At 61.7% G+C, this 26317-nt stretch carries 22 protein-coding genes and 2 tRNA genes; 18 read left to right on the plus strand and 6 right to left on the minus strand.

Going from position 1 to position 26317, the window contains the following annotated elements:
* Nucleotides 1-68 precede the first annotated feature (68 nt).
* Together CABTHER_RS17315 and CABTHER_RS00665 are read left to right on the plus strand one after the other, a co-directional pair.
* Nucleotides 69-392 carry a hypothetical protein gene (locus tag CABTHER_RS17315; protein WP_014098646.1) on the plus strand — a complete coding sequence of 108 codons (324 nt, stop codon included), beginning with the start codon at nucleotides 69-71 and terminating at the stop codon, nucleotides 390-392.
* A 57-nt stretch (nucleotides 393-449) separates the two neighbouring features.
* Nucleotides 450-743, plus strand: coding sequence for a ubiquitin family protein (locus tag CABTHER_RS00665; RefSeq protein ID WP_014098647.1), 294 nt, complete (start codon nucleotides 450-452; stop codon nucleotides 741-743).
* Here CABTHER_RS00665 and CABTHER_RS00670 read toward each other — a convergent pair.
* Nucleotides 738-1340, minus strand: a complete 603-nt coding sequence (locus CABTHER_RS00670) for a DICT sensory domain-containing protein (protein WP_014098648.1) — start codon at nucleotides 1338-1340, stop codon at nucleotides 738-740. The genes CABTHER_RS00665 and CABTHER_RS00670 overlap by 6 nt on opposite strands.
* A gap of 277 nt (nucleotides 1341-1617) precedes the next feature.
* Here CABTHER_RS00670 and CABTHER_RS00675 point away from each other — a divergent pair.
* From CABTHER_RS00675 to CABTHER_RS00715, 11 genes are all read left to right on the plus strand, one after another.
* Nucleotides 1618-1692 (plus strand) — tRNA-Gly (locus CABTHER_RS00675).
* Between the two features lie 146 nt (nucleotides 1693-1838).
* Nucleotides 1839-3656 (plus strand): 30S ribosomal protein S1, encoded by a 1818-nt coding sequence (locus tag CABTHER_RS00680; protein WP_228374057.1) that lies wholly within the window; start codon nucleotides 1839-1841, stop codon nucleotides 3654-3656.
* Nucleotides 3657-3821: 165 nt separating this feature from the next.
* Entirely contained in the window at nucleotides 3822-5063 is a 1242-nt protein-coding gene (locus CABTHER_RS00685) for an NAD(P)/FAD-dependent oxidoreductase (protein WP_014098650.1), read from the plus strand.
* 73 nt (nucleotides 5064-5136) lie between these two features.
* Nucleotides 5137-5212 (plus strand) — tRNA-Lys (locus CABTHER_RS00690).
* Nucleotides 5213-5578: 366 nt separating this feature from the next.
* Nucleotides 5579-6247: a hypothetical protein gene (locus tag CABTHER_RS16880; protein ID WP_148263869.1), complete on the plus strand. Its 669-nt coding sequence runs from the start codon at nucleotides 5579-5581 to the stop codon at nucleotides 6245-6247.
* The gene (locus CABTHER_RS16885; RefSeq protein WP_148263870.1) at nucleotides 6154-7302 is read left to right on the plus strand and encodes a hypothetical protein; all 1149 of its coding nucleotides are present in this window, start codon (nucleotides 6154-6156) and stop codon (nucleotides 7300-7302) included. Before CABTHER_RS16880 ends, CABTHER_RS16885 begins: the two co-directional genes overlap by 94 nt.
* 263 nt (nucleotides 7303-7565) lie before the next feature.
* Complete coding sequence (locus CABTHER_RS00695; protein ID WP_081464617.1) at nucleotides 7566-8438, plus strand: fumarylacetoacetate hydrolase family protein; 873 nt, start codon at nucleotides 7566-7568, stop codon at nucleotides 8436-8438.
* Nucleotides 8413-9846: an L-seryl-tRNA(Sec) selenium transferase gene (gene selA, locus CABTHER_RS00700; RefSeq protein ID WP_014098654.1), complete on the plus strand. Its 1434-nt coding sequence runs from the start codon at nucleotides 8413-8415 to the stop codon at nucleotides 9844-9846. Before CABTHER_RS00695 ends, selA begins: the two co-directional genes overlap by 26 nt.
* Nucleotides 9847-9944: 98 nt before the next feature.
* A complete protein-coding gene (locus CABTHER_RS00705; protein WP_014098655.1) occupies nucleotides 9945-11216 on the plus strand; it encodes an MFS transporter in 1272 nt (423 codons plus the stop codon).
* A 16-nt stretch (nucleotides 11217-11232) separates the two neighbouring features.
* Nucleotides 11233-12207 (plus strand): tryptophan--tRNA ligase, encoded by a 975-nt coding sequence (trpS, locus tag CABTHER_RS00710; RefSeq protein ID WP_014098656.1) that lies wholly within the window; start codon nucleotides 11233-11235, stop codon nucleotides 12205-12207.
* Nucleotides 12204-12773, plus strand: coding sequence for a methyltransferase family protein (locus CABTHER_RS00715; RefSeq protein ID WP_014098657.1), 570 nt, complete (start codon nucleotides 12204-12206; stop codon nucleotides 12771-12773). The genes trpS and CABTHER_RS00715 overlap by 4 nt, the downstream gene beginning before the upstream one ends.
* A gap of 9 nt (nucleotides 12774-12782) precedes the next feature.
* Here CABTHER_RS00715 and CABTHER_RS00720 read toward each other — a convergent pair whose 3' ends face one another.
* Nucleotides 12783-14045, minus strand: coding sequence for an ABC transporter permease (locus tag CABTHER_RS00720; RefSeq protein ID WP_014098658.1), 1263 nt, complete (start codon nucleotides 14043-14045; stop codon nucleotides 12783-12785).
* 30 nt (nucleotides 14046-14075) lie between these two features.
* On the minus strand, nucleotides 14076-15788 hold the full coding sequence (locus CABTHER_RS15200) for an SPOR domain-containing protein (protein WP_014098659.1): 1713 nt from the start codon (nucleotides 15786-15788) through the stop codon (nucleotides 14076-14078).
* Between the two features lie 197 nt (nucleotides 15789-15985).
* On the opposite strand from CABTHER_RS15200, the gene CABTHER_RS00730 reads away from it, so the two are divergent.
* The gene (locus CABTHER_RS00730; protein ID WP_014098660.1) at nucleotides 15986-17494 is read left to right on the plus strand and encodes an NADH-quinone oxidoreductase subunit N; all 1509 of its coding nucleotides are present in this window, start codon (nucleotides 15986-15988) and stop codon (nucleotides 17492-17494) included.
* A 9-nt stretch (nucleotides 17495-17503) separates the two neighbouring features.
* Here the strand turns inward: CABTHER_RS00730 and CABTHER_RS00735 are convergent, their stop codons facing one another.
* Together CABTHER_RS00735 and CABTHER_RS00740 are read right to left on the minus strand one after the other, a co-directional pair.
* Nucleotides 17504-18700, minus strand: a complete 1197-nt coding sequence (locus CABTHER_RS00735) for a geranylgeranyl diphosphate reductase (protein WP_014098661.1) — start codon at nucleotides 18698-18700, stop codon at nucleotides 17504-17506.
* 482 nt (nucleotides 18701-19182) lie between these two features.
* Nucleotides 19183-20574, minus strand: coding sequence for a BCD family MFS transporter (locus CABTHER_RS00740; protein ID WP_081464620.1), 1392 nt, complete (start codon nucleotides 20572-20574; stop codon nucleotides 19183-19185).
* 325 nt (nucleotides 20575-20899) lie between these two features.
* Between CABTHER_RS00740 and CABTHER_RS00750 the strand changes: the two genes are divergently transcribed.
* The gene (locus tag CABTHER_RS00750; RefSeq protein WP_014098664.1) at nucleotides 20900-21193 is read left to right on the plus strand and encodes a MoaD/ThiS family protein; all 294 of its coding nucleotides are present in this window, start codon (nucleotides 20900-20902) and stop codon (nucleotides 21191-21193) included.
* A gap of 40 nt (nucleotides 21194-21233) precedes the next feature.
* Nucleotides 21234-21974, plus strand: a complete 741-nt coding sequence (locus CABTHER_RS00755; protein ID WP_014098665.1) for a DUF1684 domain-containing protein — start codon at nucleotides 21234-21236, stop codon at nucleotides 21972-21974.
* A 57-nt stretch (nucleotides 21975-22031) separates the two neighbouring features.
* Here the strand turns inward: CABTHER_RS00755 and hutH are convergent, their stop codons facing one another.
* On the minus strand, nucleotides 22032-23552 hold the full coding sequence (hutH, locus tag CABTHER_RS00760) for a histidine ammonia-lyase (protein ID WP_014098666.1): 1521 nt from the start codon (nucleotides 23550-23552) through the stop codon (nucleotides 22032-22034).
* A gap of 23 nt (nucleotides 23553-23575) precedes the next feature.
* Between hutH and gatA the strand changes: the two genes are divergently transcribed.
* Together gatA and CABTHER_RS00770 are read left to right on the plus strand one after the other, a co-directional pair.
* Nucleotides 23576-25141 carry an Asp-tRNA(Asn)/Glu-tRNA(Gln) amidotransferase subunit GatA gene (gatA, locus tag CABTHER_RS00765; RefSeq protein ID WP_081464621.1) on the plus strand — a complete coding sequence of 522 codons (1566 nt, stop codon included), beginning with the start codon at nucleotides 23576-23578 and terminating at the stop codon, nucleotides 25139-25141.
* A 41-nt stretch (nucleotides 25142-25182) separates the two neighbouring features.
* Entirely contained in the window at nucleotides 25183-26151 is a 969-nt protein-coding gene (locus tag CABTHER_RS00770; RefSeq protein ID WP_014098668.1) for a HEAT repeat domain-containing protein, read from the plus strand.
* Nucleotides 26152-26317 lie beyond the last annotated feature (166 nt).

Below are 26317 nucleotides of genomic sequence, written 5' to 3' on the forward strand. Positions count from 1 at the left end.
CCTCTCAGCTTTCAACTTCGGCAGCACACACTCAGGTAGTTTCTTGCCCGTGAAAGGACACGTGCCGTATGGAGGGGGTCATCGTCTTGGGTTTGCTTCTGTTCGTAATGATTATCATCGTGTCCTGTGGCTTTGAGTTCTATGAACTCTACCAAGTACGGCGTGACCTTGAAGAAGGAAGCCGCTCCGGGAATCATATTTTGTTTCCACGGCATCATTACGCCGAACTGCACCGGCGGAACTACTATACCCCCCCTTTGCCCGGAGGCGCTGAGCGTACCTTTCGTGTCAAGCGGAAAGAACAACCAGTGCGCTGCGAAGTCTGCCACCAGGACGATTGCTTCGAGGTACGAACCGGTTACTGCACACGCTGCAACTATTACACCCTGTAGTTGGAAGTCCCTTTCTTGCACCACGGGGCTGACATCAGAAGTCGAGGTCGTTTGCCAATGTCCGACGTTGACATCACTTTTCGCAATGAAAACAACGGGAAAGAGGTAGAAGTTACGGTTTCTGATGACATGACGGCAGATGCCATCCTGCGAAACCTCGTTGAAGCAGGTGTCATCCCGAATGTGCCGGGAACGACCCTCGTGTTTCGCAACATGCAACTGCGTCCCAATCAGACCCTGGCTCAGGCTGGGGTTGTTTCCGGGGACACCATTGGGATTTTTCTCAATACTCGCGGTGGGCGGCAGCCGTTGAACTCAGGCAACCGGATAGTGGTTGGTTACTGCTCATGAAATGCCCACCGTGTCGGTTTGGGGGAGAATACGCAGTTCCGGCCGGGCGTAGTGGGCTTGGATGCTACTGCGGATGGTATCTATGTACTCGTCCCGGTAAGTCCAGAACCCTTCAAACCGACGCTTTCCTCCAGGATACCCGTTTTTGACGGACGCCGCCGATTGTGGCTCTGGCAGGCGACACTCGCGGGCAAACAGGGCAATCCGGAAGCGGGTGTCGTCACTGAGAACAATCCAGTAGTCCCGACATGCGGCATCGGCCGGGCGGAAAAACTGAAGGTTCTCAGCAATGAACGGGGGGGCAATGTCTGGTTCACCAATGATCCAGACTTGTTGTGAAGTGCGGGCAATCGCCGCATAGCGTTCCTGCTGGGGCAGAAACAGTGAAAGTTTCTGGAAGGAGGCAACGAAGAGTCCAGAGAGCCGTTTCTCGATGAAGCGGTCCTCAATGTAGTGTGAAATGCTCAACATCAGGGAAAAGTTGAGCGTGCGGAACGTATCGGTCTCCGTGACGGGCAGCCCGCCACCGTTGCGCTCGGCGCGTGCGTCGAGGTGATGCACAATGTCTTCAAACGTTTTGACGATGGGTGCCGACATGGCGAAACTCCCGTGGCAACCGCGCCCCATCGGCGACCGGCGGGAATGGGCTGCCGGGGACATGGCTCGTTGGTCGTGATGGTGTCTCCAACGGCTAAGTGTATTTTCATACACTTTTGGATGGGATACAACCCATGTTCCGCGAAAAAGTGTACTTTTTTTCACTTTGCCGGGAAGCGAGTGGCCTGAGGAGGGGGCGCTGTCGAGAAGATCAACGAAGAGCTTGACAAACCGCCTTTGGCCTGTTTAGCCTGTGTGACGCTTGGCAGGTAGGTTTGCGGGAGTAACTCAGTGGTAGAGTGCAACCTTGCCAAGGTTGAAGTCGCGAGTTCGAATCTCGTCTCCCGCTCCAGACAATCCGACAAAAAGACGACGGCAGCCTTTTGGCGCGTCGTCTTTTTGTTTATGATGTCCGGGATAGCTTGACACCGCTTATGTGAAAGTTGTAGAGTTGCAAGCTTCCACGAGCACAATTTTAAAAAAGAGATTTCCGAACCCATGGCAGACAATGTACAGCCGTCCGGTCCTGAAGGCGTGACGATTAAACCGTTACGCCCGCCGGTCGTTACTTCATCGCCAGCGCCAGAAGAGGCTGCCCCGGAAGTTGAGGCGACAGCAACGTCGGGGATGGAAGCGTCTGAGGATACCGACTTTGCATCTATGCTCGACAACTACGAGCAAACGTCCACTTCGGTTTCACCGGGGGACATCGTGGTTGGGCAGGTCGTCTCGATTACAGAGCGCGGGGTTGTTGTTGATATTGGCTTCAAATCAGAAGGGCTGGTGCCAAAAGAGGAGTTTACCGGACCGGATGGTGAATTGACCGTGGCGCGAGGGGCTTCGGTCGAGGTCATGGTCAAGCAGATTGAAGGCGGAGACGGCTACGTCGAGCTTTCGTATGCCGACGCCCGGCGGCATCACCTCTGGGAAGTCATTGAAAAAGCCTTTACGGAAAACCAGACCGTCACAGGAAAGATCACGGAGCGTACCAAAGGGGGGCTTCAAGTTGACTTGGGGGGCATAAAAGCCTTTTTACCGGGAAGCCAGGCTGATATTCGTCCGCTCCGCAACCTGGATGCCCTTATCGGGCGTGAGATGACCTTCCGCATTCTCAAGCTCAACAAGAAGCGCAACAACATTGTCCTGTCGCGCAAGGTTCTGCTCGAAGAGGAGATGACGGCTCGAAAGGCAGAAACCCTGCGGATGCTTGATGAAAACGTCATCGTCTCCGGGCAGGTCAAAAACCTGACAGATTATGGTGCGTTCATTGACCTTGGGGGAATTGACGGGCTGCTGCACGTGACGGACATGTCATGGGGACGGCTTCCGAAGCCGTCCGATATGTTTAACATCGGTGACACTATTCAGGTCAAGGTGCTCAAGTTCGACCGCGAGCGGGAGCGGGTCAGCCTTGGTTACAAGCAATTGCTTCCCGATCCGTGGGATACAGTGACAGAGCGGTATCGGAAAAACGACATTGTCAAAGGGCGGGTTGTCTCGGTCACAGACTATGGCGCATTTGTCGAACTTGAGGAGGGGGTTGAAGGGCTGGTTCACGTTTCCGAAATGACGTGGTCCAAGCGCATCAAGCATCCTTCCAAGCTGGTCTCGGTTGGTGACGAGGTCGAAGCCATGATTTTGGAAGTTGACCCAGCCAATCGCCGCATCAGCCTGGGGATGAAGCAAATCCAACCCAATCCCTGGGATTCGGTGGCGCAGCGGTATTCGGTGGGTTCACGGGTCAGTGGCAAGGTGCGGAACCTGACCGACTTCGGGGCTTTCGTGGAAATCGAGGATGGTATTGACGGCCTCATTCACGTCTCCGATCTGTCCTGGACGAAGCGCGTCAAGCACCCTTCCGACGTGTTGAAGAAAGGGCAGTCCGTCGAGGCTATCATCACCAACATTGACACGGCAAACCGACGCCTGAGCCTGTCCATCAAGGACCTTGAACCCAACGCCTGGGAGCGCTTCTTCCAGAGCCATCGGGTGGGCGATGTCGTGACGGGCAAGGTGGTGCGTCTGGCGGGCTTTGGGGTCTTCGTCGAACTCGAAGAGGGCATTGAGGGCCTGTGCCACATTTCTGAACTTTCCGACCAACGTGTTGACCGGCCTGAATCGGTTGTTTCGGTTGGACAGGTCTTGCCCTTCAAAATCCTCAAGCTGGATGAGTCCAACCGCAAGATTGGCCTGTCGGCGCGTGCGGTAGGCAAGGAAAATGACCCCGAGGATGTCAGCAACTACCTCAACAACGAAAGCATGACCAGCCTGGGTGAAGTGGCCCGTTTCCTACGTGGTGACAAGGAATCACGTTAGTCAGGGCTGTGAGTCAGGCCCGTGAGTCAGGTACGTACTGCGAGCCAGCAGTCCGCATTTCTTTGGGTCGGGTGAAGTTCTGGGGTCGGTTGGTACTGCCTGTTGAATGACGTCATTTGAAGGCGTCACCTTACCGCCACCCATCATCTGCTCTGGTGTATCGGCATGGGAAAGCACCGGGTTCTGATCTTGGGAGGCGGGTTTGGCGGACTCTACACCGCGCGGGCGCTGAGCGCCCTGGGCGTAACCCAAACGGCAGAAGTTACCCTCGTCAGCCGTACTCCGACCTTTCTTTTCCTTCCACTGTTGTATGAAATCCTGACCGATGAGGTGGCTGACTGGCATATTGCGCCACCTTTTGAGGAAGTGTTGCCACGGAACTGCCGGTTTGTCTGTGGGGAAGTACTCGGCGGCGAATTTCAGCCACGTCGGTATGGCGTCCGCGTCCGCTGTGCCGACGGAGAGCAGACCCTTGAGGCAGACACCCTTGTACTGGCACTGGGCAGCGTAGCCGACGACTTTGGCCTGCCGGGCGTCAAGGCGCACACCCGTCCCTTTCGCTCCCTGGCGGATGCCCATGCTCTGAAAAGGTCACTGGTGGAGGCGGTGCAGCACGCGGCTGCTGTGCCACGGGAAACCGTCTCACTGGTCGTCATCGGGGCTGGCCCGAGTGGCGTCGAACTGGCGGCCGTGGCGGCTGACAGGCTTCAGTCCGAACTCCGTCAGGCCGGGCTGCCGCCAACCCGGGCGCATCTGCATCTTGTGGATCGCCTGCCTGAAATCCTGCCCCAGTATGCCTCTGCCCTGCGCCATCTGGCGCACCGTGAGTTGGCGCGCCGCCACATCAAGCTGCACTTGGGCGTTGGGGTTGCCTCCTGCTCGTCCGCTGGCGTGGAGCTGGAAGACGGCACACACATTGCCGCCAGGACCATCGTGTGGACGGCCGGCAGTCGTCCGGCACCGGTACTGGCGGAGTTTCCTTTTGTCCGTGACCGACGCGGGCGGATTCCGGTCAGCCGTACGCTCGAAGTTCCCGGTTTTCCAGGTGTGTATGCTTTGGGTGACATTGCCGCCAGCGTCGCAGCGCCGGCAACGGCCCAGGTCGCGGTACGGCAGGCGTTGGTCGTGGCACACAACATTGCCGCGGCGCAGCAGGGGGCGGCTTTGCGGGAGTACCACTACGAACCGCTGGGTGAAATGATGACCCTGGGGCGTGGCTGTGCGGCGGCCAACATCCTTGGTGTGGTGTTCAATGGTGTGGCTGGGTATCTCACGCGCCGTTTGGTGTACCTGCTGGCTATGCCAGAGCCGTGGCATGCCGCGCGGGTTGGCCTGAGCTGGCTAGGGCAGTCGCTGGAAGAAACCTGGCAGGCATGGTCAGCGCCGGTGCCCACATCGGCTTCCTGAGCAGGGGCAGCACCCGGCTTGACAAAAATGACTGGTGCCACCTATACAATTCGGCACACGGTTTGGCACACGTGGGTCGTTAGCTCAGTTGGTAGAGCAGCTGACTCTTAATCAGCGGGTCGTAGGTTCGAGCCCTACACGACCCACCACACTGCCTTGTTCCCGACCTCACTGGAAGCGCGGGCTTTCCAACCGCTTCCATGGAAGCTTGGTCTTTCCTCTCGCTTCCTCTGTCAGGTAGGGTAACTCAGGAAAAGCCGGTCATCCGATAGATGCCTTGCGTGCGACGCACCTGCGCCCCATGGTAGGTCTCCCTAAGATGCGGGCGGGACGCCCGCACTCCCAGGAATGCCATAAGCAGGCTGGACGCTCACGCCCCCGGTGTTTATGTTGTTTTACCTCGTTGCATGGGCGCTCTTGTTCGGCGTCTGCCTGATGGTCGGGACTTCTGTCCTAAGCTTGGTTGGCTGTCCTTCTGCTATTGAGCGTCCGGCTGACCGTTTGTTGGCAACCCTGTGGGTGGGATTGCTGACCTTGGCGACGCGTTGCTGGCGTTGTCCATTGTCGCACCGCTGCGTCCGCACTGGTGCGCCCTCGTTGCGGCTGGGTTGTCTCTTCCGGCTCTGTGGTCAAAGGAATCACTTCAGGCACTGAAAGCCTACCGTGGCTTTTGTACGCTGCCAGTTGTTTTGGGCGTTCTAGTTGTATCAAGTGCTTCGGCCTGGCTTGTTTTGCGCGGTACAATCTCTGGAGATGCTCACATCTACCATATTCCACGAGTACGCTGGTATAGCGAATACGGGACACCTTTTGGACTGGCCCTTTTGGAAGCACACCTGGGTCTGACAAGCAGTTGGCATACGCTTACAGCCGTGTTTGATGTAACGCCATTCCGTGGGCGTACTTATGCAGCAGCAAATGGTTTTCTCTGTGCCCTTTTCATGCTGAACTTTCTTGTAGTTGGTCAAAGGATTTATAAAAGGCAAGCACTTGACTCAGATATATTCCTGGCTACTGTATCAGTGGTTTACTTTGCTGCTGTTATTAGAAGGCTGAACCAGACGTTTACTCTCCCTCTCCAGATATTGCCGTGGTGTTTTCGTTCGCTACAATTACTTGGCTTTTTTGGGTTGAGCCAGATTCTCTGGTACAAAGAGCAAAAGCTGCTTGGCTGGCATCTTTAGGCGCTTTAGGATTAAAACTTTCACTAGCTCCACTACTTGCTACCGTTGCGTTAGCAGAATTTTGGAGAGTAAGAAACTATCCATCTCTGGTGCAGCGATTTATCACTTTAGTAATTGCATACACTCTACCTTTTTTGATGGTCCAGTTTATCTCAACCGGGTACTTTTTGTATCCGGTGACAATCCCGAACTTTTCTCTTGATTGGTCTTTACCCCCGGAAACGGTAGAGTGGGAAGCCAAGTTGCCGGTATTTATCGCCCCTTTCAAGCCAATACCGGACTCGTACCACTCGGCAGTACCGGCAGATTACGGTGAAATGACTCTAACTTTTCTTAGGAATCAAAAGTCTTTCATCTTTCTCTCGATAATCAACTTATCGATATGTTCTTGGATTATATTCATAGTAAGACCAGAGAAAATAATATATCTGATAGCTACAATTGGATTGATAGGAAACGTTTTCATTCTAGCCTCAGGTCCAGATGGAAGATACGGCTTTTCGTATGTCCGTATTGGTCTGGTTTTGCTTTTTGTAATACTGGTCAGATATGTAAATGAGGCAAGAGAAAAGATGCCGGAATTTCTTTTCCGTCTAAATTACTTTTATCTTTTCTTGTTTATAACGGCCTTGACATTTCTTCCGCTGCGGGTATCCATCGGGGCTGCGATTCTGGCACTGGTTGGTGGCAGTGCATTGGTGCTGCTCCCTTTTCGTCACTCAGTCTGGTTGCGTACAAGAAGCCTGCCTTGGCAATGGGCACCTCTGGTTGCGGCACTGACAGTTGCTGCTGGAGTAGCTGCGACAGCCTGTGCCAAAGACCAAATTGAAATGGCTATTGAGTCCTATGCTGGAGCTGGTCTGTTGCGCCTGCCGGAAAATTCAGTGTCCACGTGGCTTCTGCCGCCACCCACGATACGCTTTTATCTGACCAGGGGGCCAAACGGAGAACTCATACCGGCGAATTCGCGCTACGAGATAAAGACCGTCAGAGGATACCAATACGTGTATCCAGTCAAAGGACTTTGCGGGGATGCCGAACTGCCCTGCGGCTAGTTTGGCATTCGTCCTGACATCCTCTGGCGCGATCCAAAGCGTGGGCTGGCCGGGGGGTTCTCCCGCGCCGAATAGCCTTGCTGGGAGCGCGGGCGTCCCGCCCGCTTCCATGCGTCTGATCTTCCCTCTCGCTTCATCTATCAGGTAAGGTAACTCACCAGGTGGGTTGGCAGCCTGTGACTCCAATATGTACTGCGACGCGCCGGCATCCGCACGGTAAGAAGCGGGCGGGACGCCCGCGCTCCCAGCAATACTTCCCAATTATGCGCCTTGGATTGTTTCGTCACCCGTCCCGCCCCTTGCCCTTCACCGGTCTTGTGCTGGACAGCCTGGCCGTGGATGTCAGCCACGCCCTGACCACACCCGGCGATGTCTTCAACCTTGATACCAACGCCCGAATTGCTCTTGTCACCCACGCCCAGGCCGAAGCCGAACGGCAAAGCCAGTCCGTCCTTCCCCTGACCGAAGTGACCTACCTGCCGCCTGTGCCGCGTCCGGGGAAAATCATCGCCGTCGGACTGAACTACCGCGACCACGCCGCCGAACAGGGCAAAACACCGCCCACGGAACCCGTCATCTTTGCCAAGTACGCCAGCGCCATAACCGCCCACAACGCACCCATCGTCCTGCCGCCCAACAGCCGCGAAGTGGACTACGAAGCCGAGCTGGCTGTCGTCATCGGAAAAACCGCCCGCTGCGTGCCGCGCGAAGCCGCGTACGACTACGTTGGCGGCTACACCATTCTCAACGATGTCAGCGCCCGCGACATGCAACGCCAGGACAAGCAGTTTACCCGCGCCAAATCCTGCGACACCTTCGCGCCCATAGGTCCGTGGCTCGTGACGCCGGACGACATCCCCAACCCGCACGCCCTCGACATCCGCCTGACGCGCAACGGAGAGGTCATGCAGGCTTCCAACACCCGGGAAATGATTTTCGACATTCCCTATCTCATCTGGTTTCTGTCACAGTCCATGACGCTTGAACCCGGCGATGTCATCTCAACCGGGACACCCGGCGGCGTCGGCGTGTTCCGGCAACCGCCGGTCTTTCTCCAGCCCGGCGACGAAGTAGCCATCACAATCGAACATATCGGCACCCTTCGCAACCATGTCGTCGCCAGCGCCGCCGCCTGACGTACGCCAGCGGTTGCGCGCCCTGCCGTCGGTCGAACGACTGGCCCAGGCCCTGGCCCGGTCGCTTGCCGCCGATGCCGCACCAGCCCGCCACACGCCCGCCGAGCAGCGCGCTGCCGCCCGCGAAGCCATTGCCCGCCTGCGCGCCGAACTCCGCCAGCAGCCCGCAACCGAGGCCACACCGGCAGACCTGCTGGCGCGTGGGCTGGACCTCGCCCGGCAGCGGCTGGCCGCCCAGCCGGGCCTGATCCCGGTCATCAATGCCACCGGCGTCATCCTGCACACCAACCTCGGCCGCGCGCCCTTGGCAAAAGCGGCGCTGGATGCCCTGCTGGCTGTCGGACAGGGCTACAGCAACCTGGAATATGACCTGTCCGCCGGCGAACGCAGCCGCCGTGACCGCCACGGCGAAGCCCACTGGCAGGCGCTGCTTGGCTGCGAAGCCGCGCTCGTCGTCAATAACTGCGCCGCCGCCGTGTGGCTGGTTCTCGATACGCTGGCACGCGGCCAGACAGCCCTGATTTCACGCGGCGAACTCGTGGAAATCGGCGGCGGGTTCCGCATTCCCGACATCATGGCCAAAAGCGGCGTCCGGCTGTGCGAAGTCGGCACAACCAACCGTACCCGCCTGTCCGACTACGAAGCCGCACTGGCAAACACGCCGGATGTACGCCTCATCGTCCGGGTTCATCCCTCGAACTTCCGCCTGCTGGGTTTTACGGAACGTCCATCGCTGGCAGCGTTGGCCGCACTGGCACGCCAGCACAACCTGCTGCTGTTTGAAGACGTGGGCAGCGGACTGCTGGCCGACCTCGCCGGCTGTGGGCTTGACGATGAACCATCTCCGGCGCGCTCGCTGGCCGAGGGCACCGATGTCGTGACCTTCAGCGCCGACAAACTGCTGGGCGGCCCCCAGGCCGGCATCATCGCCGGACGGCAGGCGCTCATCGCGCGCATCCGGCAAAATCCGCTGCTGCGCGTGCTGCGCGCTGACAAGCTGACCTACGCGGCGCTGGAAGCCACCCTGCGGCTGTACCGCACCGGTCAAACGGATGCCATTCCGGTACTGGCCATGATCCGCCAGTCGCCAGCCGACCTTGACCGCCGCGCCCGGCGGCTCGCCCGTTCCATTCGTCGTCAGATACCGCCCGGAAGCGCCACGGTGACGCTGGAAGCCGGCCAGTCCGTCATCGGCGGCGGCTGCGCGCCCCACGTCCAGCTTCCCACGACGCTCATCTGCCTCTCTCCCAGACACCTTGCAGCCGAAGAACTGGCTGCCCACCTGCGCTGTGGTACACCGCCTATCGTGGCGCGCATCGTGCGAAACAACATCGTGTGCGACCCGCGTACCGTGCTGCCCGCCCAGGAACGTGATCTGGTGGCAGGCATTGTCAGAAGTCTGGCCTGACGGGCCTTCCGCCCAAAGTCGCTGGCGACGGCCACAGCGCCTTTCGGTTATGCTTGCCGGACATCGCATGATTTCCGGTCAGATAACCCTTTCCGTCTATGCGCCAGCTTTTGCCTGAACGGTTTCGGCCACTCCTTTCGGCGACGGTGATTGTTTCGGCTTTGGGCTACTTCGTGGACATCTATGACCTGCTGCTGTTTGGCATCGTGCGCGTTCCCAGTTTGCAGGCGCTTGGTCTGGAAGGCCAGCGCCTGCTCGATGACGGCATCCTGTTGCTCGATGTGCAGATGATCGGGCTGCTGCTCGGCGGCATCCTGTGGGGCGTCCTTGGCGACAAGCGCGGACGGCGTTCCGTCCTGTTCGGTTCGATTCTGCTCTATTCCGTCGCCAACTTTGCCAACGCCTTCATCATCGAGCTGGCGGCGCTGCTGCCCGGCGGCGTCACGGCATTCCAACTCTATGTTGTGCTGCGTTTTCTGGCCGGCGTCGGGCTGGCCGGAGAACTGGGGGCAGCCGTGACGCTCGTCAGTGAAAGTCTGCCCAAAGACCTGCGCGGCTACGGAACAGCCATTGTCGCCGGCGTCGGCGTGTCAGGGGCCGTGGTGGCCGCTACCGTGGGCAAGTATTTCTCCTGGCAGGTGGCCTACATGACGGGCGGCATCCTGGGCTTTCTCCTGCTGGCGACCCGCGCCACCCTGCTCGAATCGCGGATGTTTCAGGCGCTTGAAACCCAGGAAGTGTCGCGCGGCGATTTCTTCGCCCTGTTTACAAACGGCGACCGCTTCCGCCGCTTCTTCTGCTCGATTCTCATCGGCGTGCCGCTGTGGTTTGCCATCGGGATTCTCATCACGCTGTCGCCGGAGCTGTCCCGTGAGTTGGGCATTCCGGGCATCACCGCCGGCGAATCCATCAAGTATGCCTACGCCGGACTCGTGGTGGGCGATCTGGCCAGCGGCCTGCTCAGCCAGTATTTCCGCAGCCGGCGGCGGGTCGTCTTTGCCTTTCAGACGCTGACCCTGCTGCTGACCTTCGTCTATGTCGGCTCACGGGGCGCGTCGCCGACCTACTTCTACGGGCTGTGCTTCTGCATCGGCATTGCGGCCGGCTACTGGGCGGTGTTCATCACGATTGCCGCCGAACAGTTCGGCACAAACCTGCGCGCCACTGTGGCCACCAGTGCGCCGAATTTTGTCCGGGCCTCGGTCGTCCCCCTGACGCTGGCGCTCCAGTGGCTGACACACCACACGGCGCTTGGGCTACTCTACAGCGCCCTGGCCGTCGGGATTGGCTGCACGCTGCTGGCCTATCTCGCGCTGGCGCTGCTGGAAGAGTCCCACGGCAAGGCGCTGGATTTCGTCGAGGCGACATAACCGAGGCAACATCACGATGACCCAACCAAAACGTTTTCTCTCCGGCATTCAACCTTCGGGCAAACTCCATCTGGGCAACTACTTTGGCGCCATTGCGCAGCATCTGGCGCTTCAGCACGAAGGCGAGGCGTTTTATTTCATTGCCAACTACCACGCGCTGACGACCATCAACAACGCCGCCCAACTGCGTGCGCTTACGCGCGAGGTGGCCGCCGCCTACCTGGCGCTGGGACTCGACCCCCAGCGCGCCGTGCTGTTCCGCCAGTCGGACGTTCCCGAACTGCACGAACTCGCGTGGCTTCTGGCCACCGTGACCGGCATGGGGCTGCTCGAACGCGCCCACGCCTACAAGGACAAGGTTGCGCGCGGGATTGCTCCCAAAGTCGGGCTGTTTTACTACCCGGTGCTCATGGCCGCGGACATCCTGGCTTACCGTTCAAACGTCGTTCCGGTCGGGGCCGACCAGGTGCAGCACGTGGAGATGACCCGCGACATGGCCGGCTACTTCAACCACACCTACGGCGAGGTGTTCGTGCTGCCGGAAGTCCGCGTCAGTGAAGTGGCCGGCCTCGTGCCGGGAACCGACGGGCAGAAGATGAGCAAGTCGTACGGAAATGTCATCGAACTCTTTGCTGATGACGCGGCGCTGAAAAAGTCCGTCATGGGGATTGTCACTGACTCCGCGCCCGTTGAAGCCCCCAAGGACCCGGAGCGGAATACGATTTTCCAGCTTTACGCGCTGGTCGCCACGCCGGAGGAAAAGGCTGCCATGGCGGATGCCTTTCGCGCTGGCGGCTACGGCTACGGGGAAGCCAAAAAAGCCCTGCTGGCCAAGCTGAAAACCTTTTTCGGTCCGGCGCGTGAGCGTTTTGCGGCGCTGCTGGCGCGGCCCGATGACATCGAGGACGTACTGCGGGAGGGCGCCCGGCGCGCACGCGCCGAGGCGCTGGCAACCATCGAGGCCGCGCGTGCGGCCTGCGGTCTGGCATGAAAGGTCCGCGTGATTCGGCGGCCGGGTGGCGGCACCGGGCCCAGACGCTGCGCGTTCCGTTGGGTTTTGTGGCGGCGGCGCTGTTTGTGCTGCTGGCGCAGCCGACGCCGGTTTCCATGGCAATTGGCGGCAGCCTCAGTCTCGTCGGGCTGGGCTGGCGGGCCTGGGCCACCGGCCACCTGCGCAAGGACGAAGTGCTGACGGTGCGGGGGCCCTACCGACTGGCGCGCAATCCGCTGTACTGGGGAAGTGCCTGGATGACCACGGGCTGTCTGACGGCCGGCGCGCCATGGCCGCTCGCTCTGTTGGTTGCCGGGTTGTTTGTCGGGATTTACTGGCCGGTCATGCAGGCGGAAGCCGCGCACCTGGCCCGTTTGTTTCCCAATACCTATCCGGCATACGCGGCCCAGACACCGCTCTTCGTGCCCGACCTGCGCCGCCTGGCGGCCGCCTTGGGAGATGGCTTTGACTGGCGGCTGTACGTACGCCACCGCGAATATCAGGCCGGGCTGGGGCTGGCGGCGGTTTTCCTGCTGCTGGGCCTCAAGCTCTGGTGGGCAGGGTGAAGGTGCAGGCTACTCGTACCGCAGCGCCTCGGCCGGGTCGAGCTGGGCGGCCCGCAGCGCCGGCAGGAAACCGGATACCAGTCCGACAGCAACCGAAATACCAAAACCGACGCCGATGGACCAGAGTGGCACCAGCGACGGCACGCTGGGGACAAAGGCGTTGAGTCCAGCGCTCATCCCGACGCCAATCCCGATGCCCAGCGCACCGCCGATGAGGGAAAGCACCACCGCTTCAATGAGAAACTGCGTCAGAACGTCCCGGCGGCGTGCGCCGACGGCGCGGCGCGTCCCGATTTCCTTTGTGCGCTCCGTGACCGACACGAGCATGATGTTCATCACACCGATACCGCCGACGAGCAGACTGACCGACGCCAGGGAGACGGCAATGATGCCCAGCACAGAGGTGATGCTGTTGAAAGTCTCAAAAATAGCATCGGGCGTGCTGATGCCGAAGTTGTCGGGCTGGTCCGAGCGAAGCCGGCGGCGACGGCGCAGCAGTTCCGTGATTTCATCGCGCATGGCTTCGAGGCGTCCCTCGCGGGCGTGGGCAATGATGGTGATGCCACGGTCACGGAGCAGGTCGGGATACCGCTGGGCCAGATTGGCGTAGGGAATCAGGATTTGCCGGTCTTCCGGCGTATCACCGAAAATGCCGGTCGGACCCTTTTCGACGACCCCGATGACCCGGTAGGCGCGTCCTTCAAATTCCACCATCTCGCCGAGCGGGTTCTGCGTGCCAAAGAGCTGTTCGGCGGCGACGGGGCCGAGCACGGCTACGTCCAGCTTGCGGTCGTGTTCTTCCGGGGTAAAAAAGCGTCCCAGGCGCAGGTTCAGCCAGCGGACTTCCGGGTAGTTGGCCCAGACGCCAAAGGCAATCGGGCGAGTGGCTTCGCGCCCCTTGTACTTGAGACGGTACTGCGTGGCACTCGGCCCAAAGCTGCCGACAACAAGCTGCGGGGTGGCGGCACGGACGGAAGGCAGGCGGTTGACGGCTTCGGCATCCTCTTCGGTGAGCGGTTTGCGCTGTCTTTCTTCGGGCGTCACCCGTGAAAAGCGCGGCCCGATGGAATCGTAGCGGCTGATGTAAAGCACCTCGGGCCCAACCTGCGCCGCCAGCTTCGCCGTCCGGTCCTTGACGCCGGTCAGTACCGAGGAAACAGCAATGACCGTCGCCGTGCCCACCAGCACGCCCAGAACAGTGAGCAGGGAGCGGAGCTTGTTGGCCCAGACGTTGATGAGCGCCAGCCAGATGTTTTCAAGAAAGAGTTGCACCGTCAGCGTCCCGGTTTCAGAAATCAGCCATCAGGGACGGTAGCGCAGCACCGTGCCGCCCTGCCCCACGGCCCAGCCGGTTTGCGGATCGAGGAAGAAGGCCCCGTAAATCTGCGTGCCGGCAAGGGTTTTTTCCTCCCGCCAGGTGCGGCCGCCATCCCGTGTCGCCCAGATGCCGACTTCATAGGGCGGGGAAGAGCTGTCACGGGAAAGCAGTGCCCCGATAGTCCAGCCCGTACGTTCGTCCAGAAAGTGTGTCACATGAAAGCCCGGCACTGCCATCCGGCGTTCGCTCCACGTCGCGCCGCCGTCGTTGGTGAAGTGCAGGGTGACGAAGCGGGCGTCGCCCCGGTAGAGTTCCGAGACGACACTGCCGCGCCGGGCATCGAGGAAGCGCATCGAGGTGATGTCGGCGCTGGTGGCGGCAAATGGAATGGGGTAGCGCGTCCAGGTTTCGCCGCCGTCCTGCGTCCAGAACACGCCGGCCGGGCGCGTGATGCCGCGTCCGAAAAAGTTGCCGGCCACCCAGCCCCGACGCTCATCGAGAAACTGCACGAGCGTAAACGTCAGGACGGCATCGGGGAGACCTTCGGGCCGCTCGATGGCACGCCGCAGTCCCTCGCAGGCCGTCCACGTTGCACCGCCGTCCGTGGTACGGAACACCGAGCCGTAGTTGCCGACGGCAAACCCAACCTGTTCGTTCACAAACCACAGGCTGCGCACATCGAGTTCCGCAATGGGACGCCAGAGCGTCCCGCCATCGTCCGTGCGCAGGATGGTTGGTTCAATGCCATCTACGGCTGGATCAAGACCATAGGTGCCGCCGACGGCGGCCCAGCCGGTCTGGGCATTCAGAAAAAACAGACTGGTGATGTTGGCTTTGGTGCCAGTGACCTGTTCGACCCAGTGCCGGCCGCCATCTTCGGTGTGGAGAAGCGTGCCACGCCGTCCGCCAACCCAGCCTTTTTCCGGGCTGATGAAGTAGGCGCAGTGCAGGTCGGCGCGGGTGGGCGTGGAAAGGCGTATCCAGGGTGACGGGTCGGGACGGAAATCCGCCCAGGCGGGCGTCACCGGGGCCGCGCTCCCTTCCAGCAGCAGCACCAGCCGGTCGGCCCGCCGGGGCAACTGCCGCCCCGGGGCTTCGGCTGGTGGAGGGGGTGTTTCTCCGGGCGCTGCGGCTGCGTCGCCGGGTTGTCCGCCGGGTCTTCTGTCAGTGCTTTGATTGCCGGCCGGCGGCGGAGTGGCATCCGGCGGCGGCTTGACGACGGCCGGCGGTGGTGCCGGCTGGCCCTTTGGCTTGATGACCAGCACCGGCGGCGGCAGGGCTTTGGCAGGAGTGTTTCCCCCGGATGCCGTGGTTGACGGCGGAGTGTTTCCCGGCGGTGGAAGCGGGGCCGGGAGCGCCGGCGCGCGCGTCAGCGCGGCATCTGCCGGGCCGTCATAGACCGTGATAAACGCATCCCGGACGCCGATGGCACGCGCGTAGCGTTGGGCTTCGGCCGGGCTGGCAAAGCGTCCGACCCGCACCCGGTAAAATGTCCCCTGGGGCAGTTCGACCTTGACGTAGTAGGCCGCCACGCCCCGCGCCCGGTAGGCGGCCACGGTTTCGCGGGCTACCGTTTCATCGTTGACCGAGGCCACCTGGACGGTGTGCGTCCGTCCCTGGCCGTGGCCGATGGACGTTCCCAACCAGAACAACAGGATGGCAACCAGAATGTATCCGGTGGGCGAGCAGGTTCTCACAGGTGTCTCCCGGCGTGGAAGGCTGCAATGCAAAGTCCTGACCTGGATAACTGCCGTCGCTTCAGAGAAAAAGGCGGACAGATGTGCCGGGCCTGTGATGAAACATACAAAAGTTGGCGGGATGTCGCTTGCCGTCGCTTGCGCCGGTGATTATGGTGCGGTGTGCGCAAGTCCATTTCGTTTCTGCTCCATCCACGATGCCCGTCAATCCAGACATCAACTATACCGCAGTTCTCCCGGAAATCTGCCTGACCGCTACCGGTTTGGTGGTCATGATGTATGACGCTTTTGCCAGAGAAAGCCGGCGGTGGGCTGGTCTGATCGTGTTGGGCGGGCTGGGTCTGGCCGCCTATGGCGTCTGGCGCTGGGTTGGTCTGTCGCCGGGTTCAAGCTTCAACGGCATGCTGGTGACGGACCCCCTGCGTACCGCCTTTGCCTTTGTGTTGCTCCTTGTGGCGGCGCTCTCGGCCCTGCTGGCGATGCCAACTTTTGGACATCAGTCCAAAAGTGGCGGCGAATACTTTGCCCTGCTGACCTTTGCCACGGTAGGCATGCTGCTCATCGCCGGCGCTGGCGACCTCGCCATGCTGTTTCTGGGTATCGAGATTCTTTCGATTGCCTCCTACGCCATGGCCGGTTTCCGGCGCAGCGATCTGCGGTCGAATGAAGCGGCCGTCAAGTATTTCATTCTGGGTTCGTTTTCGACGGGCTTTCTCGTCTATGGCATGGCGCTGGTCTATGGCGCGACGCGCACGACCAATCTCAAGACCATTCAGATCGTCGTGCAAAACGGCAACCTGACGTCGGAATCACTGCTCCTGACCGGGGCGGCGCTGATGCTGGTCGGACTGTGTTTCAAGGCAGCCGCCGCACCGTTTCACCTCTGGGCGCCGGATGTGTACCAGGGTGCGCCGACGCCCGTGACGGCCTTTATGGCGGCCGGCCCCAAGGCGGCAGCCTTCGTCGCCCTGCTGCGGGTCTTTGCCGAGATGTTTCCGGCTGAAGCCGGGGCGCTGCACCAGACGTGGACGCTCATCCTCGCCACGGTGGCCGTGCTCTCGATGGTCATCGGCAACGTCGTAGCCATCGTGCAGGACGACATCAAGCGCATGTTGGCCTATTCCTCGATTGCCCACGCCGGCTATGCCCTGTTGGGGGTTATCGTCGGCGACTGGAAAGCCACTCTGTTTTACCTCGCCGGCTATGCCGTGATCACCTTGGGGGCGTTTGCCGTCGTGGCCTATGTGGCGCGTGAGGACGACCGCCAGACGCTCATTCTGGACTACGCCGGGCTGGGCTTTCAGGCACCGGGAGCGGCTGTGGCGCTTGCGGTCTTCCTGCTTGCCCTGGGGGGGCTTCCGCTGACGGCCGGCTTTATGGGCAAGTTCGTTCTGTTCCGGGAGGTGTGGCAGGGGGGCTACGCCGAACTGGTCATCGTTGCCGTGCTCAACAGCGCCGTGTCGCTTTACTACTACCTGCGCCCGATTGTGACGATGTTTTTCCAGGAAGGACGGCAAAATGAGGACGAACTGCCCGACCTGCCGTGGACGCTGACCACGGTGCTGTCAGTGACGCTGGCTGCCGTGTTCTACCTTGGCATCTTTCCGGAACCCATCCTGGCTGGGCTGACGCGCAAGGTGGAATCCGCCCCGGCCGGTGAGCTGCCACGGGCTACGCCGTTGCCACGGGCGATGCCGGGCCGGTAAACGCACGAATCAGGCGGGAGTGGCGTCGAGCCGGGTAGGGCGGTACAGCCCCAGCAGGGCGCGGGTCAGGTGATAGAAGTTCTTGCTCATGATGCGGATGCCGTCGAGCATCGGCATCCGCACCAGCGTTTTGTACATGTAGGATTGAAACGTCAAATCCTGCACGCCACGGTCGCGGCAGATGGCCACGAATGCTTCCCGCCGGGCGTCGTTTTTGTAGTACAGGTTCTGCATCAGTTCGAGGAAGCGGAACGTGGCCCCGTACTTCTTCAGAAAAGCCTTCTGGTAGGCGCGATAGAGTTTTTCGCTGCGCAGATCGTGACGACATTCCAGCATGGCCTCGGCGGCCATCTCGCCGCTTTTCATGGCGTAGAAAATCCCCTCGCCTGAACTGGAGGCCACGAGTCCGGCGGCGTCGCCAACCAGCGCGACGCGGTTCGTCACCCAGCGGTCATAGGGGCGGAGCGGGATGGGCGCGCCTTCGCGCAGCGTGGGGCGTTCACTGATGCCCAAGTGCTGCTTGAAGGCTTCAAGGTGTCCCTTGAGATTGGCGCTGCGAATGGCCGTGCCGGTGCCGACGGCGACGTGGTCGGCTTTGGGAAAGACCCAGCCGTAAAAGTCGGGCGAGTAGCGGCCGTCATAGTAAATGGCACAGCGTTCGTTGAGGCGGCGCGCTGTTTCGGTATTGAGGGCAAACCGCTCCTGGATGGCCGCCGCGACGAGACCGCCTTGGTGAAGATTGAAGGTACGTGCCACGAAGGAATTGGCCCCGTCCGCGCCGATGATGGCATCGGCCACCAGCGTCTGGCGGTTTCCCTGGGGCGTGGTGAAGGTGACGGTCGCGCCGCGTTCGGTGGCATCCACGCCTTCAACCCGTCCCTCGACGACAAGAGCGCCGAGTTGGCTTGCCCGCTGGCGCAGAAACGCATCGAACGCCTCGCGGCAGACCATGCCGACGTAACCCTGGTGAATGTCCATGGTGACGGCCCGCCCCGACGGGGCATAAACCGCCACGGAGGAGACCCGCCGCTGGATGAGGTGCTCAGGAATGTCGAAGTCCCGCACCAGAACCGGTGGAATGGCACCACCACAGGGCTTGATCCGGGAAAAACTTTTTTCGATGAGTACCGTCTCAACGCCGGCCCGCGCCAACGTGGCCGCCGCTGTGGACCCGCCCGGCCCCCCTCCACATACAATCACCCGCATAAAACACGCTCCCGGTAATGGATTTCAACGGTGGGAAGCCGGGCGGTTCTGTGCCTGGCCACTTCTGCATCACGGTTTTATGCCGCGCTCCCGGCAAAACCGGGCGAGCTGTCCGGGGTAACGTGTGTAACGCTACAGAGAAAAAGTTTCAAAAGGCGCAGCGTACCTTTGCTCGTTCCCACTCGACTCGGACACTCAAGCTCCATCCTTCCGGCAATCAATTTGCAGGGAAGGAAGCGTCTGCTTGCTGCGTCCCCACTCAACAAGGACACGCTCCTCCCTGCAAACCCGGCCGTACTTCCCCACCAACGGAAGTACGGCTTTATTCCTCCAGAATCAATTTGCAGGGAAGGAAACGTCTGCTTGCTGCGTCCCCACTCAACAAGGACACGCTCCTCCCTGCAAACCCATGACCGTATCGGGCACCTTTGGCCGCCACACGATACGGGCTGTCTTTTCAAAGCGCGCTCATCAGGGTTTCATCATGAGTTCGCGCTGACGACATCGGCCAGATGCTCGATGCCGTGGCGGTCATCCCGCCGTTCTTCCAGTTTCTGGGGCGTCGTCCGCCCCATAGACAGCAGCAACCACACGGTGGCCATCAGAGCCAGGGCTTCAAGGGCAAACACACCCTGGTAGGCCAGCCCAATCTGTCCCGTCACCGCTTCCAGTCCGGCGCGTCCGACACCGGCGGTCAACCCGGCCGTGCCCTGCGCCAGTGCCTGAGCAATGCCCCAGACGCCCAGGTAGGTGGCCGCCTGACCGGGGCGCGTCATGTCCATCATCATCGAAAGGGCCCCGACAGCGAAAATCCCGCTGCCCATTCCCAAAGTGAACACCCCAACCCGCAGGACTCCGCTTCCCAAGCCTGCGGCTGCAATAACAAGTCCCAATCCCAACGTACTCAAAAATGCTCCCAGCAATGCAATCTGTTTGCGCGAGAGGCGTCGGGCCAGGATGAAACCGGCAAACAGCATTGAGATGAGTGTGGCTCCGCCCCAGGTCGGCTGAAGGCGGGTTGTATCTGCCAGCGACATCTGCAACACCTGCGCGCCGTAAGGTTCGAGGAGCACATCCTGGGCGTTGACGCCGAAGATACCCAGCGCGACGACGGCGAAGAAAATCTTTGAATCCCGGTCAGCCGTCATGACGGCAATCGTTTCGCGCAGCGTCGGGGGCTTTTCATCTTCGGCCGCCAGGTTCCGGTGGCGCGGCTCCATGCCGATGACGGCCGCCAGCATCAGCAGGGCGGAAATCCCTACCACGGTGTAGAACAACTGCTGAAGCACCTGGTCGAGTGCAGCCGTGTCGAGGGCCGTTATGTCGGTGGACAGCTTCGACAGGTTCAAGTCAAAGTACTTCGCAATGACGATGCCCGTCGCCACGATGCCAAAGGCCACCATCATGAACCAGGCCACGGAAATCGTCCGGGCGCGGTGTGGCCCCGACAAATCACTCATCAACGCCAGGTAGGGCACCGAAGCGGCGTTGAGTCCCAGCCCCCAGAGCGCAAATGCCATCCCACAGGCCAGACTGCCCCAGAACGGTTGGGTCCGCATCCACTGCGCCGCATGCAGGATGAGCAACAGTGAGCCGAGGGCGACCAGCATGCCGCCCACGATGTAGGGCGTACGGCGGTAGCCCCAGAGCGGCCGCGTGTCCGAGGCATAGCCAGCCAGCGTGCGCATCGGGCAGACGACATAGTGCGCACAGACGAATATCCCCACGAGCGCTGCGTTGATTTGCCACTCACTGATCATCACCCGGTTCAGGATGCCGAAGACGAGCAGCGCATTCATGCCAATCGCCACATTGAGCAGTCCCAATCGGATGGTCGCCGGTAATGACAAAGGGAGTACGGATGGGGATGACATAGGTTTCAGGCGTTTGGTTGGGGGGATTCAGTTCATCTGCTACCAACCTACTTTCAACTCGGCAGAAGTCAAAGCGAAAGTGTCTTTTTACGAACAGAACTTTTTGACGCCCGGCTCCCCCGGCTTTCCGTGGATGTCATCGGGCAGGTCTCTGCCGGTTCGGTCCGGTTTCGGGGTGCGCCACGGCTTTGTGCGGCGACTGTCCGCCAACCTACTTGAGTCACGGCAAGTCTTGGCGTAAGTATGGAATACGCCGGGTAATCCTCCGGCTGGCGCTGCGTCCTCACCTTTTTCAGAAGCATTGCCTGCGGAGTCGTGTGAACCTATGGCTGTCACCATTGAACTGTCTTCGGTGTATCTTCCCCTGACCGACAACCAGCGCGCCGTTACTGTCGAGGCGACGACGGTCGGCGAGGCGCTACGCAAGCTGACGGAGAAATACACCAAGCTCAGCAAAGAGATTTACAACGGGCGTGGGCTGCGTCAGCCAAGCGTGAGCATTTACGTCAACAGCCGTGACATCAACACCCTGGACGACATCAACACGCGCCTTGAAAACGGCGATGTGGTTACGGTTGTGCCTTCCGTGGGGTGGAAACGCCCGTACGGCACAATATGAACCGTGCCTTCGCCCGGGATGCTCCGGGTGGCAGAGCCGGATGGGAAGCCGTGCTGTCGTCATGCGCCTGAGTCTGACGTGTCTGGTGGGTACGGCGGTCATCCTGTCCGGTTGTGCGTCTGACGCGCCACGTCCTGTCACCACACCGCCGACACCGCCAGCCGCGGCCCCGGTGGCTGATGCCGCGCCCGAACCGCCACTCAGTCCGCTTGATGATCCCCGCGCTCCGGTCGAACGTGTCGCGCAGGCGCTGCTGGCGCAGCGCGAGTTGAAGGACCGGGCCTTCCGGCTGGAGGCTGATTCACCCATCCCGGCCGAACGGCGGACGACCTTCAGGGGGCTGACCTATTTTCCCTTTGATCCCAACTATCGCTTCGTTGTCACCCTCGAACCCTGTTCCAAAGAAACCACCATTGAGATGGCGACGAACCGCCCCGGTGAAATCCGGCGCTACCGCTGCGCCGGGGTCTTCCGGTTCAAGGTGGAGGGCGTGGACTGTTCGCTGCTGGTCCTGACGCCGGACCTGGGCGTGCCGGAAGCTGCGGCCGATTTGTTCATTCCGTTTCGGGATACGACCGCCGGCCGGGAAACCTATGCGGCCGGGCGTTACCTTCAGCTCAGACGCCGCCCGACCAACGAATACGTGCTCGATTTCAATCAGGCGTTCCATCCGTACTGCGCATACGGCGGCGCTTACAGTTGTCCCCTGCCGCCGCCGGAAAACCACCTACCGGTCGCCATCCGGGCCGGCGAGAAGCTGCCGGAAAAGCCGCCAAAGTAGCCTTCGGCCGGCGGGCGTGGGGTCTCTCACTGGTTTGCGCCCGGTGGGGCGGAAGGGTTACGCGCTGTTGCCGGCGACAGCATTCCGGGCTACGTCCAGGATGTCCGGCAGGCGCGTCTGGATGGCCTGAATGCAGGGTGTCAGGGGCGTGTCGCCTTCCAGCGGCGGCGCGAGCGTGTGAATGAAGTCCTCAACCTGTTGGAGTTGTGGGCTGGTGCGCAGCGGCCGCAGAAAGGGCAGGGCCTGGGTGGCCACCAGCAGTTCAATGGCCAGGATGGCCGCAAGGTTTTCGGCAACCGTCCGCAGCTTGAGCGCCGCCGTCATGCCCATCGAAACGAAGTCCTCCTTGGCGGCTCCGGTGGGCAGCGACCCCACGGAAGCCGGATGGGCCAGTCCCATGTTTTCGTTGCACAGCGCAGCGGCCGTCACCTGCGCCATCATCAGCCCCGACTGGAGTCCCGGCTGCCGCGAAAGAAACGCCGGCAGCTCCGACAAGTCCGGGTTGAGCAGACGCTCGATGCGGCGTTCGGCAATGCCGCCCAGGGTGGCCGCGGCCATGGCGCAGGCATCCAGCGCCAGCGCCACCGGCGCGCCGTGGAAGTTGCCGCCAGAGAGCACCTCACCTGTGTCGGTGAAGACCAGCGGATTGTCGGTGGCGCTGTTGAACTCGGTCTCAAGGGTGTGCTGCGCGAAGTGAAAAACATCCCGCGCCGCGCCGTGTACTTGGGGCATGCAGCGCAGGCTGTAGGCATCCTGTACCCGTGGGCAGTCGCGGTGCGACGCCATAATCGCGCTGCCGTCCAGCAGGGTGCGCAGATGCCGGGCAACGGTGATCTGTCCGGGATGGGGACGCGCCGCGTGAATGCGGGCGTCAAAGGCCGCAGCCGTACCGTGGAGCGCATCGAGCGAAAGCGCGCCGGCGATGTCGGCCAACTCGGCCAGTTCGAGCAACCGGGCCAGCGCCAGCCCGCCCACGGCGCTCATCGCCTGCGTGCCGTTCAGAAGCGCCAGACCTTCCTTGGCCTCAAGGGCAAGCGGGCGCAGCCCGGCGCGGGCCAGAGCGATGCATCCGGGCAGGCGTTCGCCCTGAAAACTGGCTTCGCCTTCACCGATGAGCACCAGCGCCAGGTGTGCCAGCGGCGACAGATCGCCGCTGGCCCCGACCGAGCCTTTTTCCGGGATGACCGGATGCACACGGGCATTGAGCAGCGCCACAAGCTGTTCCAGAACCACCGGCCGGACGCCGGACGTGCCCTGCGCCAGCACGTTCGCCCGCAGCAGCATCATGGCGCGGGTTTCGGCTTCAGAGAGCGGCACTCCGACGCCACAGGCATGCGAGCGCACGAGGTTGAGTTGCAGCTCCGTCAGCGCTGTCGGGGAGATGGTGACAGACGACAGCTTGCCAAAACCCGTGTTGACACCATAGACGATGCGTCCTTCAGCGAGAATGGCGTTGATGAGTGCGCGACTGCGGGCCAGCCGGGCCGGAACGTCAGGGGCAATTTCGACCACTGCCGAGCCGTCGCAGGCGACCTGAACGACATCGGCCAGGGTCAGTCCATGACCGCGAATGTGCATTGGGGGGAAACTCCACAGCAAAAATGGGTGAGAGGTTGGCCGGTGGGGACAGGCGTCGAATTGACCGCAGGGGGATTACCGATTACCGTCACGGCATCCGCCGGCCAGCCACGGCGACGACTTCCAAATTCCTTGAATCAAGCGTGAACGTGGTGAATCTCCTCGATTTCGATATTGACCGCCTGCATGCCGCGTTTCAGGCGCGGACCTGTTCGGCTACCGAAGCCTGCCAGGCGGCGCTGGAAACTATCGCGCAACGCAATCCCGACCTCAATGCCCTGCTTTCGGTGCTCTCTGACCGGGCGCTGCAACAGGCCGCAGAAGTGGATGCCCGGTTGGCCGCCGGCGAACCGCTGCGCCCACTGGAAGGAGTGCCCATTGTCGTCAAAGACAACCAGTGTCTGGCCGGCACCCGGACGACCTGCGCCTCAAATATCCTGGCCAACTACACGGCAACCTATACGGCCACGGCCGTGGCGCGCCTGGAAGCCGCCGGAGCTGTCATCGTCGGCAAGGCCAATCTGGACGAATTCGCCATGGGGTCGTCGAATGAAAACTCGGCCTTTGGCCCCGTCCGCCATCCGCTGGACGCGACGCGCGTTCCTGGCGGGTCAAGCGGCGGCAGCGCGGCCGCCGTCGCCGCTGGCATGTGTCTTGCGGCAACGGGCAGCGACACGGGCGGCTCCATCCGGCAGCCGGCCAGTTTCTGCGGCATCGTCGGCGTCAAGCCGACCTACGGGCGCGTCTCACGCTATGGCCTCGTCGCCTTTGGTTCATCGCTGGACCAGATTGGCCCGATGACGCGCACGGTACGCGATGCCGCGCGCATGCTCGGCGTGATGGCCGGCTACGACGTGCACGATGCCACGAGTTCGCTGCATCCGGTTCCCGACTATCTTGCCGAACTCGAAGCCGACCTGCGCGGCTGGCGGGTGGGCGTGGTACAGGAAGCCTTCGGTGCCGGGTTGGACGCGGACGTGGAAGCCGCCGTGCGGGAAGCCCTGAAGACTTACGAAAGCCTGGGGGCAACGCTGGTTGAAGTCTCCCTGCCACATCTGGGCTATGCCATTGCCGACTACTACATCATCGCCACGGCCGAGGCGAGCGCGAACCTGGCGCGCTTCGATGGCGTCCGCTACGGCTACCGCGCACCGGAGGCGACCACGGTTCACGACATGTATGCCCTCAGCCGTGAGCAGGGCTTCGGGCCTGAGGTGAAGCGGCGCATCCTGCTGGGAACGTATGCGCTTTCATCGGGCTACTATGACGCCTACTACCTCAAGGCCCAGAAGGTGCGGACTCTCCTGCGCCGTGATTTTGAACGGGCCTTTGAGCAGTGCGAGGTGCTCATGATGCCGACCGCGCCAACGCCGGCGTTCAGGCTGGGCGAAAAGACGGACGATCCCTTGCAAATGTACCTGTCTGACATTTACACCGTTACGCTGAACCTGGCCGGTGTTCCCGGCATGAGCCTGCCCTGTGGCACAAGCCGGGAAGGGTTGCCAATTGGCCTGCAAATTGTGGCCCCGGCCTTTGAAGAGACCCGGATGTTCCAGGCCGGGCGGGCGCTGGAGCGTGCCCGCGCGTGACAGCGCGCCCCGGGAAGCCGGAACCGACTGGAGGTGTCAGTATGGTAGCTGTGTCCAGCCGCGGCTGGAGACCGGCGAAGCGGTGGCGCTGGGGACGCCTGGGCGGCGGGCTGTTGCTCGTGCTTGGGCTGTCGCCAGCGCTTGTGGGCGGCCAGTCGCTGGCGGCCGGGGCCGCTCCGATGAAGGAAGCAGTTGCCGACGAACGGCAGGCGAACCTCGAAGCGGCGCGCCTGATCCTGGAGCAGGGGCTGAAGGAAAGAAATCCCGACCACCGATGTGAAGCCGTCATCGCACTGAGCCTGACCCGCGTCGAGAACAATCCCTTTCCGTTGCTTGAAACCGCCCTGGCCGACAAGGATGTGTACGTTCAGGTGGCCGCCTGCGCGACGCTGGCCGGGCTGTCCGATCCGCGCGCGCTGCCGCTGCTCCGGCAGGCGCTTGGCAGCGAGACACCCGAAGTGGCCTTTGCTGCAGCTAAGGCCCTGTATGCCCAGGGAGATGAAGAGGGGCGGCAGGCGCTGCTCGATGTCGCCATAGGGGAGCGTCAGGCCAGGTCGGGTTACTTTTCGGTACAGCGGCGCAACCTGTTGCGTACGATGAAGACACCGGGTGGTTTTTTTCGTCTGGCCTTTCGCTACGGGATCGGTTTTGCGCCCGTGCCGGGGCTGGGGATGGGACTGTCTTCGCTTGCCGGGCTGCTGGCCGATGCCAACATTTCGGGCCGCGCCCAGGCCATTGCCGCCCTGCCGCCTGTCCGGGACCAGGAGACCGTCGCCATGCTGCGCGAGGCGCTGACGGATGAGGACTGGGCCGTGCGTGCGGCGGCCGTCCACGCGCTGGCGGTCAGTGACCAGAGCCTGGCGGTGCATGATCTCGTGCCGCTGTTTCAGGACAGGAAGGAAGCCGTACGGTATCGCGCGGCGGCGGCGTATCTCCGCCTGGCGACGCCGCCGGCAGCGTCAGCGCGCCCGCCGGCCAAGAAGCCACGTCCGGGGCGTCGCCGGGGTTGACATGGCACACCTGCACCCGGCGGAGTATGATGGTGAAACTTCACGGATGTTGGTACCTCAAACGCCTCCGGTCTGAGAGGCTTTGGCGCTGTCCGTATTTGGTGCCGGCGACAGGCATTGTCGGGCGGGGGATGAGGCCGGTGGCGACGGTTTTCTTTCGGTTTTT

Origin of the sequence: Chloracidobacterium thermophilum B, assembly GCF_000226295.1 — a bacterium.
Taxonomy (GTDB): Bacteria; Acidobacteriota; Blastocatellia; order Chloracidobacteriales; family Chloracidobacteriaceae; genus Chloracidobacterium; species Chloracidobacterium thermophilum.

Excerpts from the sequence above, each read along its gene's own strand:
- CABTHER_RS00695 (WP_081464617.1), top strand. The coding sequence starts at position 7,566 with ATGCGCCTTGGATTGTTTCGTCACCCGTCCCGCCCCTTGCCCTTCACC.
- CABTHER_RS17315 (WP_014098646.1), top strand. The coding sequence starts at position 69 with ATGGAGGGGGTCATCGTCTTGGGTTTGCTTCTGTTCGTAATGATTATC.
- CABTHER_RS00670 (WP_014098648.1), bottom strand. The coding sequence starts at position 1,340 with ATGTCGGCACCCATCGTCAAAACGTTTGAAGACATTGTGCATCACCTC.
- CABTHER_RS00680 (WP_228374057.1), top strand. The coding sequence starts at position 1,839 with ATGGCAGACAATGTACAGCCGTCCGGTCCTGAAGGCGTGACGATTAAA.
- CABTHER_RS00730 (WP_014098660.1), top strand. The coding sequence starts at position 15,986 with ATGCCCGTCAATCCAGACATCAACTATACCGCAGTTCTCCCGGAAATC.
- CABTHER_RS00755 (WP_014098665.1), top strand. The coding sequence starts at position 21,234 with ATGGGAAGCCGTGCTGTCGTCATGCGCCTGAGTCTGACGTGTCTGGTG.
- selA (WP_014098654.1), top strand. The coding sequence starts at position 8,413 with ATGTCGTCGCCAGCGCCGCCGCCTGACGTACGCCAGCGGTTGCGCGCC.
- CABTHER_RS00665 (WP_014098647.1), top strand. The coding sequence starts at position 450 with ATGTCCGACGTTGACATCACTTTTCGCAATGAAAACAACGGGAAAGAG.
- CABTHER_RS00770 (WP_014098668.1), top strand. The coding sequence starts at position 25,183 with ATGGTAGCTGTGTCCAGCCGCGGCTGGAGACCGGCGAAGCGGTGGCGC.
- CABTHER_RS00750 (WP_014098664.1), top strand. The coding sequence starts at position 20,900 with ATGGCTGTCACCATTGAACTGTCTTCGGTGTATCTTCCCCTGACCGAC.
- CABTHER_RS00740 (WP_081464620.1), bottom strand. The coding sequence starts at position 20,574 with ATGTCATCCCCATCCGTACTCCCTTTGTCATTACCGGCGACCATCCGA.
- CABTHER_RS00735 (WP_014098661.1), bottom strand. The coding sequence starts at position 18,700 with ATGCGGGTGATTGTATGTGGAGGGGGGCCGGGCGGGTCCACAGCGGCG.
- CABTHER_RS00705 (WP_014098655.1), top strand. The coding sequence starts at position 9,945 with ATGCGCCAGCTTTTGCCTGAACGGTTTCGGCCACTCCTTTCGGCGACG.
- trpS (WP_014098656.1), top strand. The coding sequence starts at position 11,233 with ATGACCCAACCAAAACGTTTTCTCTCCGGCATTCAACCTTCGGGCAAA.
- CABTHER_RS00715 (WP_014098657.1), top strand. The coding sequence starts at position 12,204 with ATGAAAGGTCCGCGTGATTCGGCGGCCGGGTGGCGGCACCGGGCCCAG.
- hutH (WP_014098666.1), bottom strand. The coding sequence starts at position 23,552 with ATGCACATTCGCGGTCATGGACTGACCCTGGCCGATGTCGTTCAGGTC.
- gatA (WP_081464621.1), top strand. The coding sequence starts at position 23,576 with ATGGGTGAGAGGTTGGCCGGTGGGGACAGGCGTCGAATTGACCGCAGG.
- CABTHER_RS00685 (WP_014098650.1), top strand. The coding sequence starts at position 3,822 with ATGGGAAAGCACCGGGTTCTGATCTTGGGAGGCGGGTTTGGCGGACTC.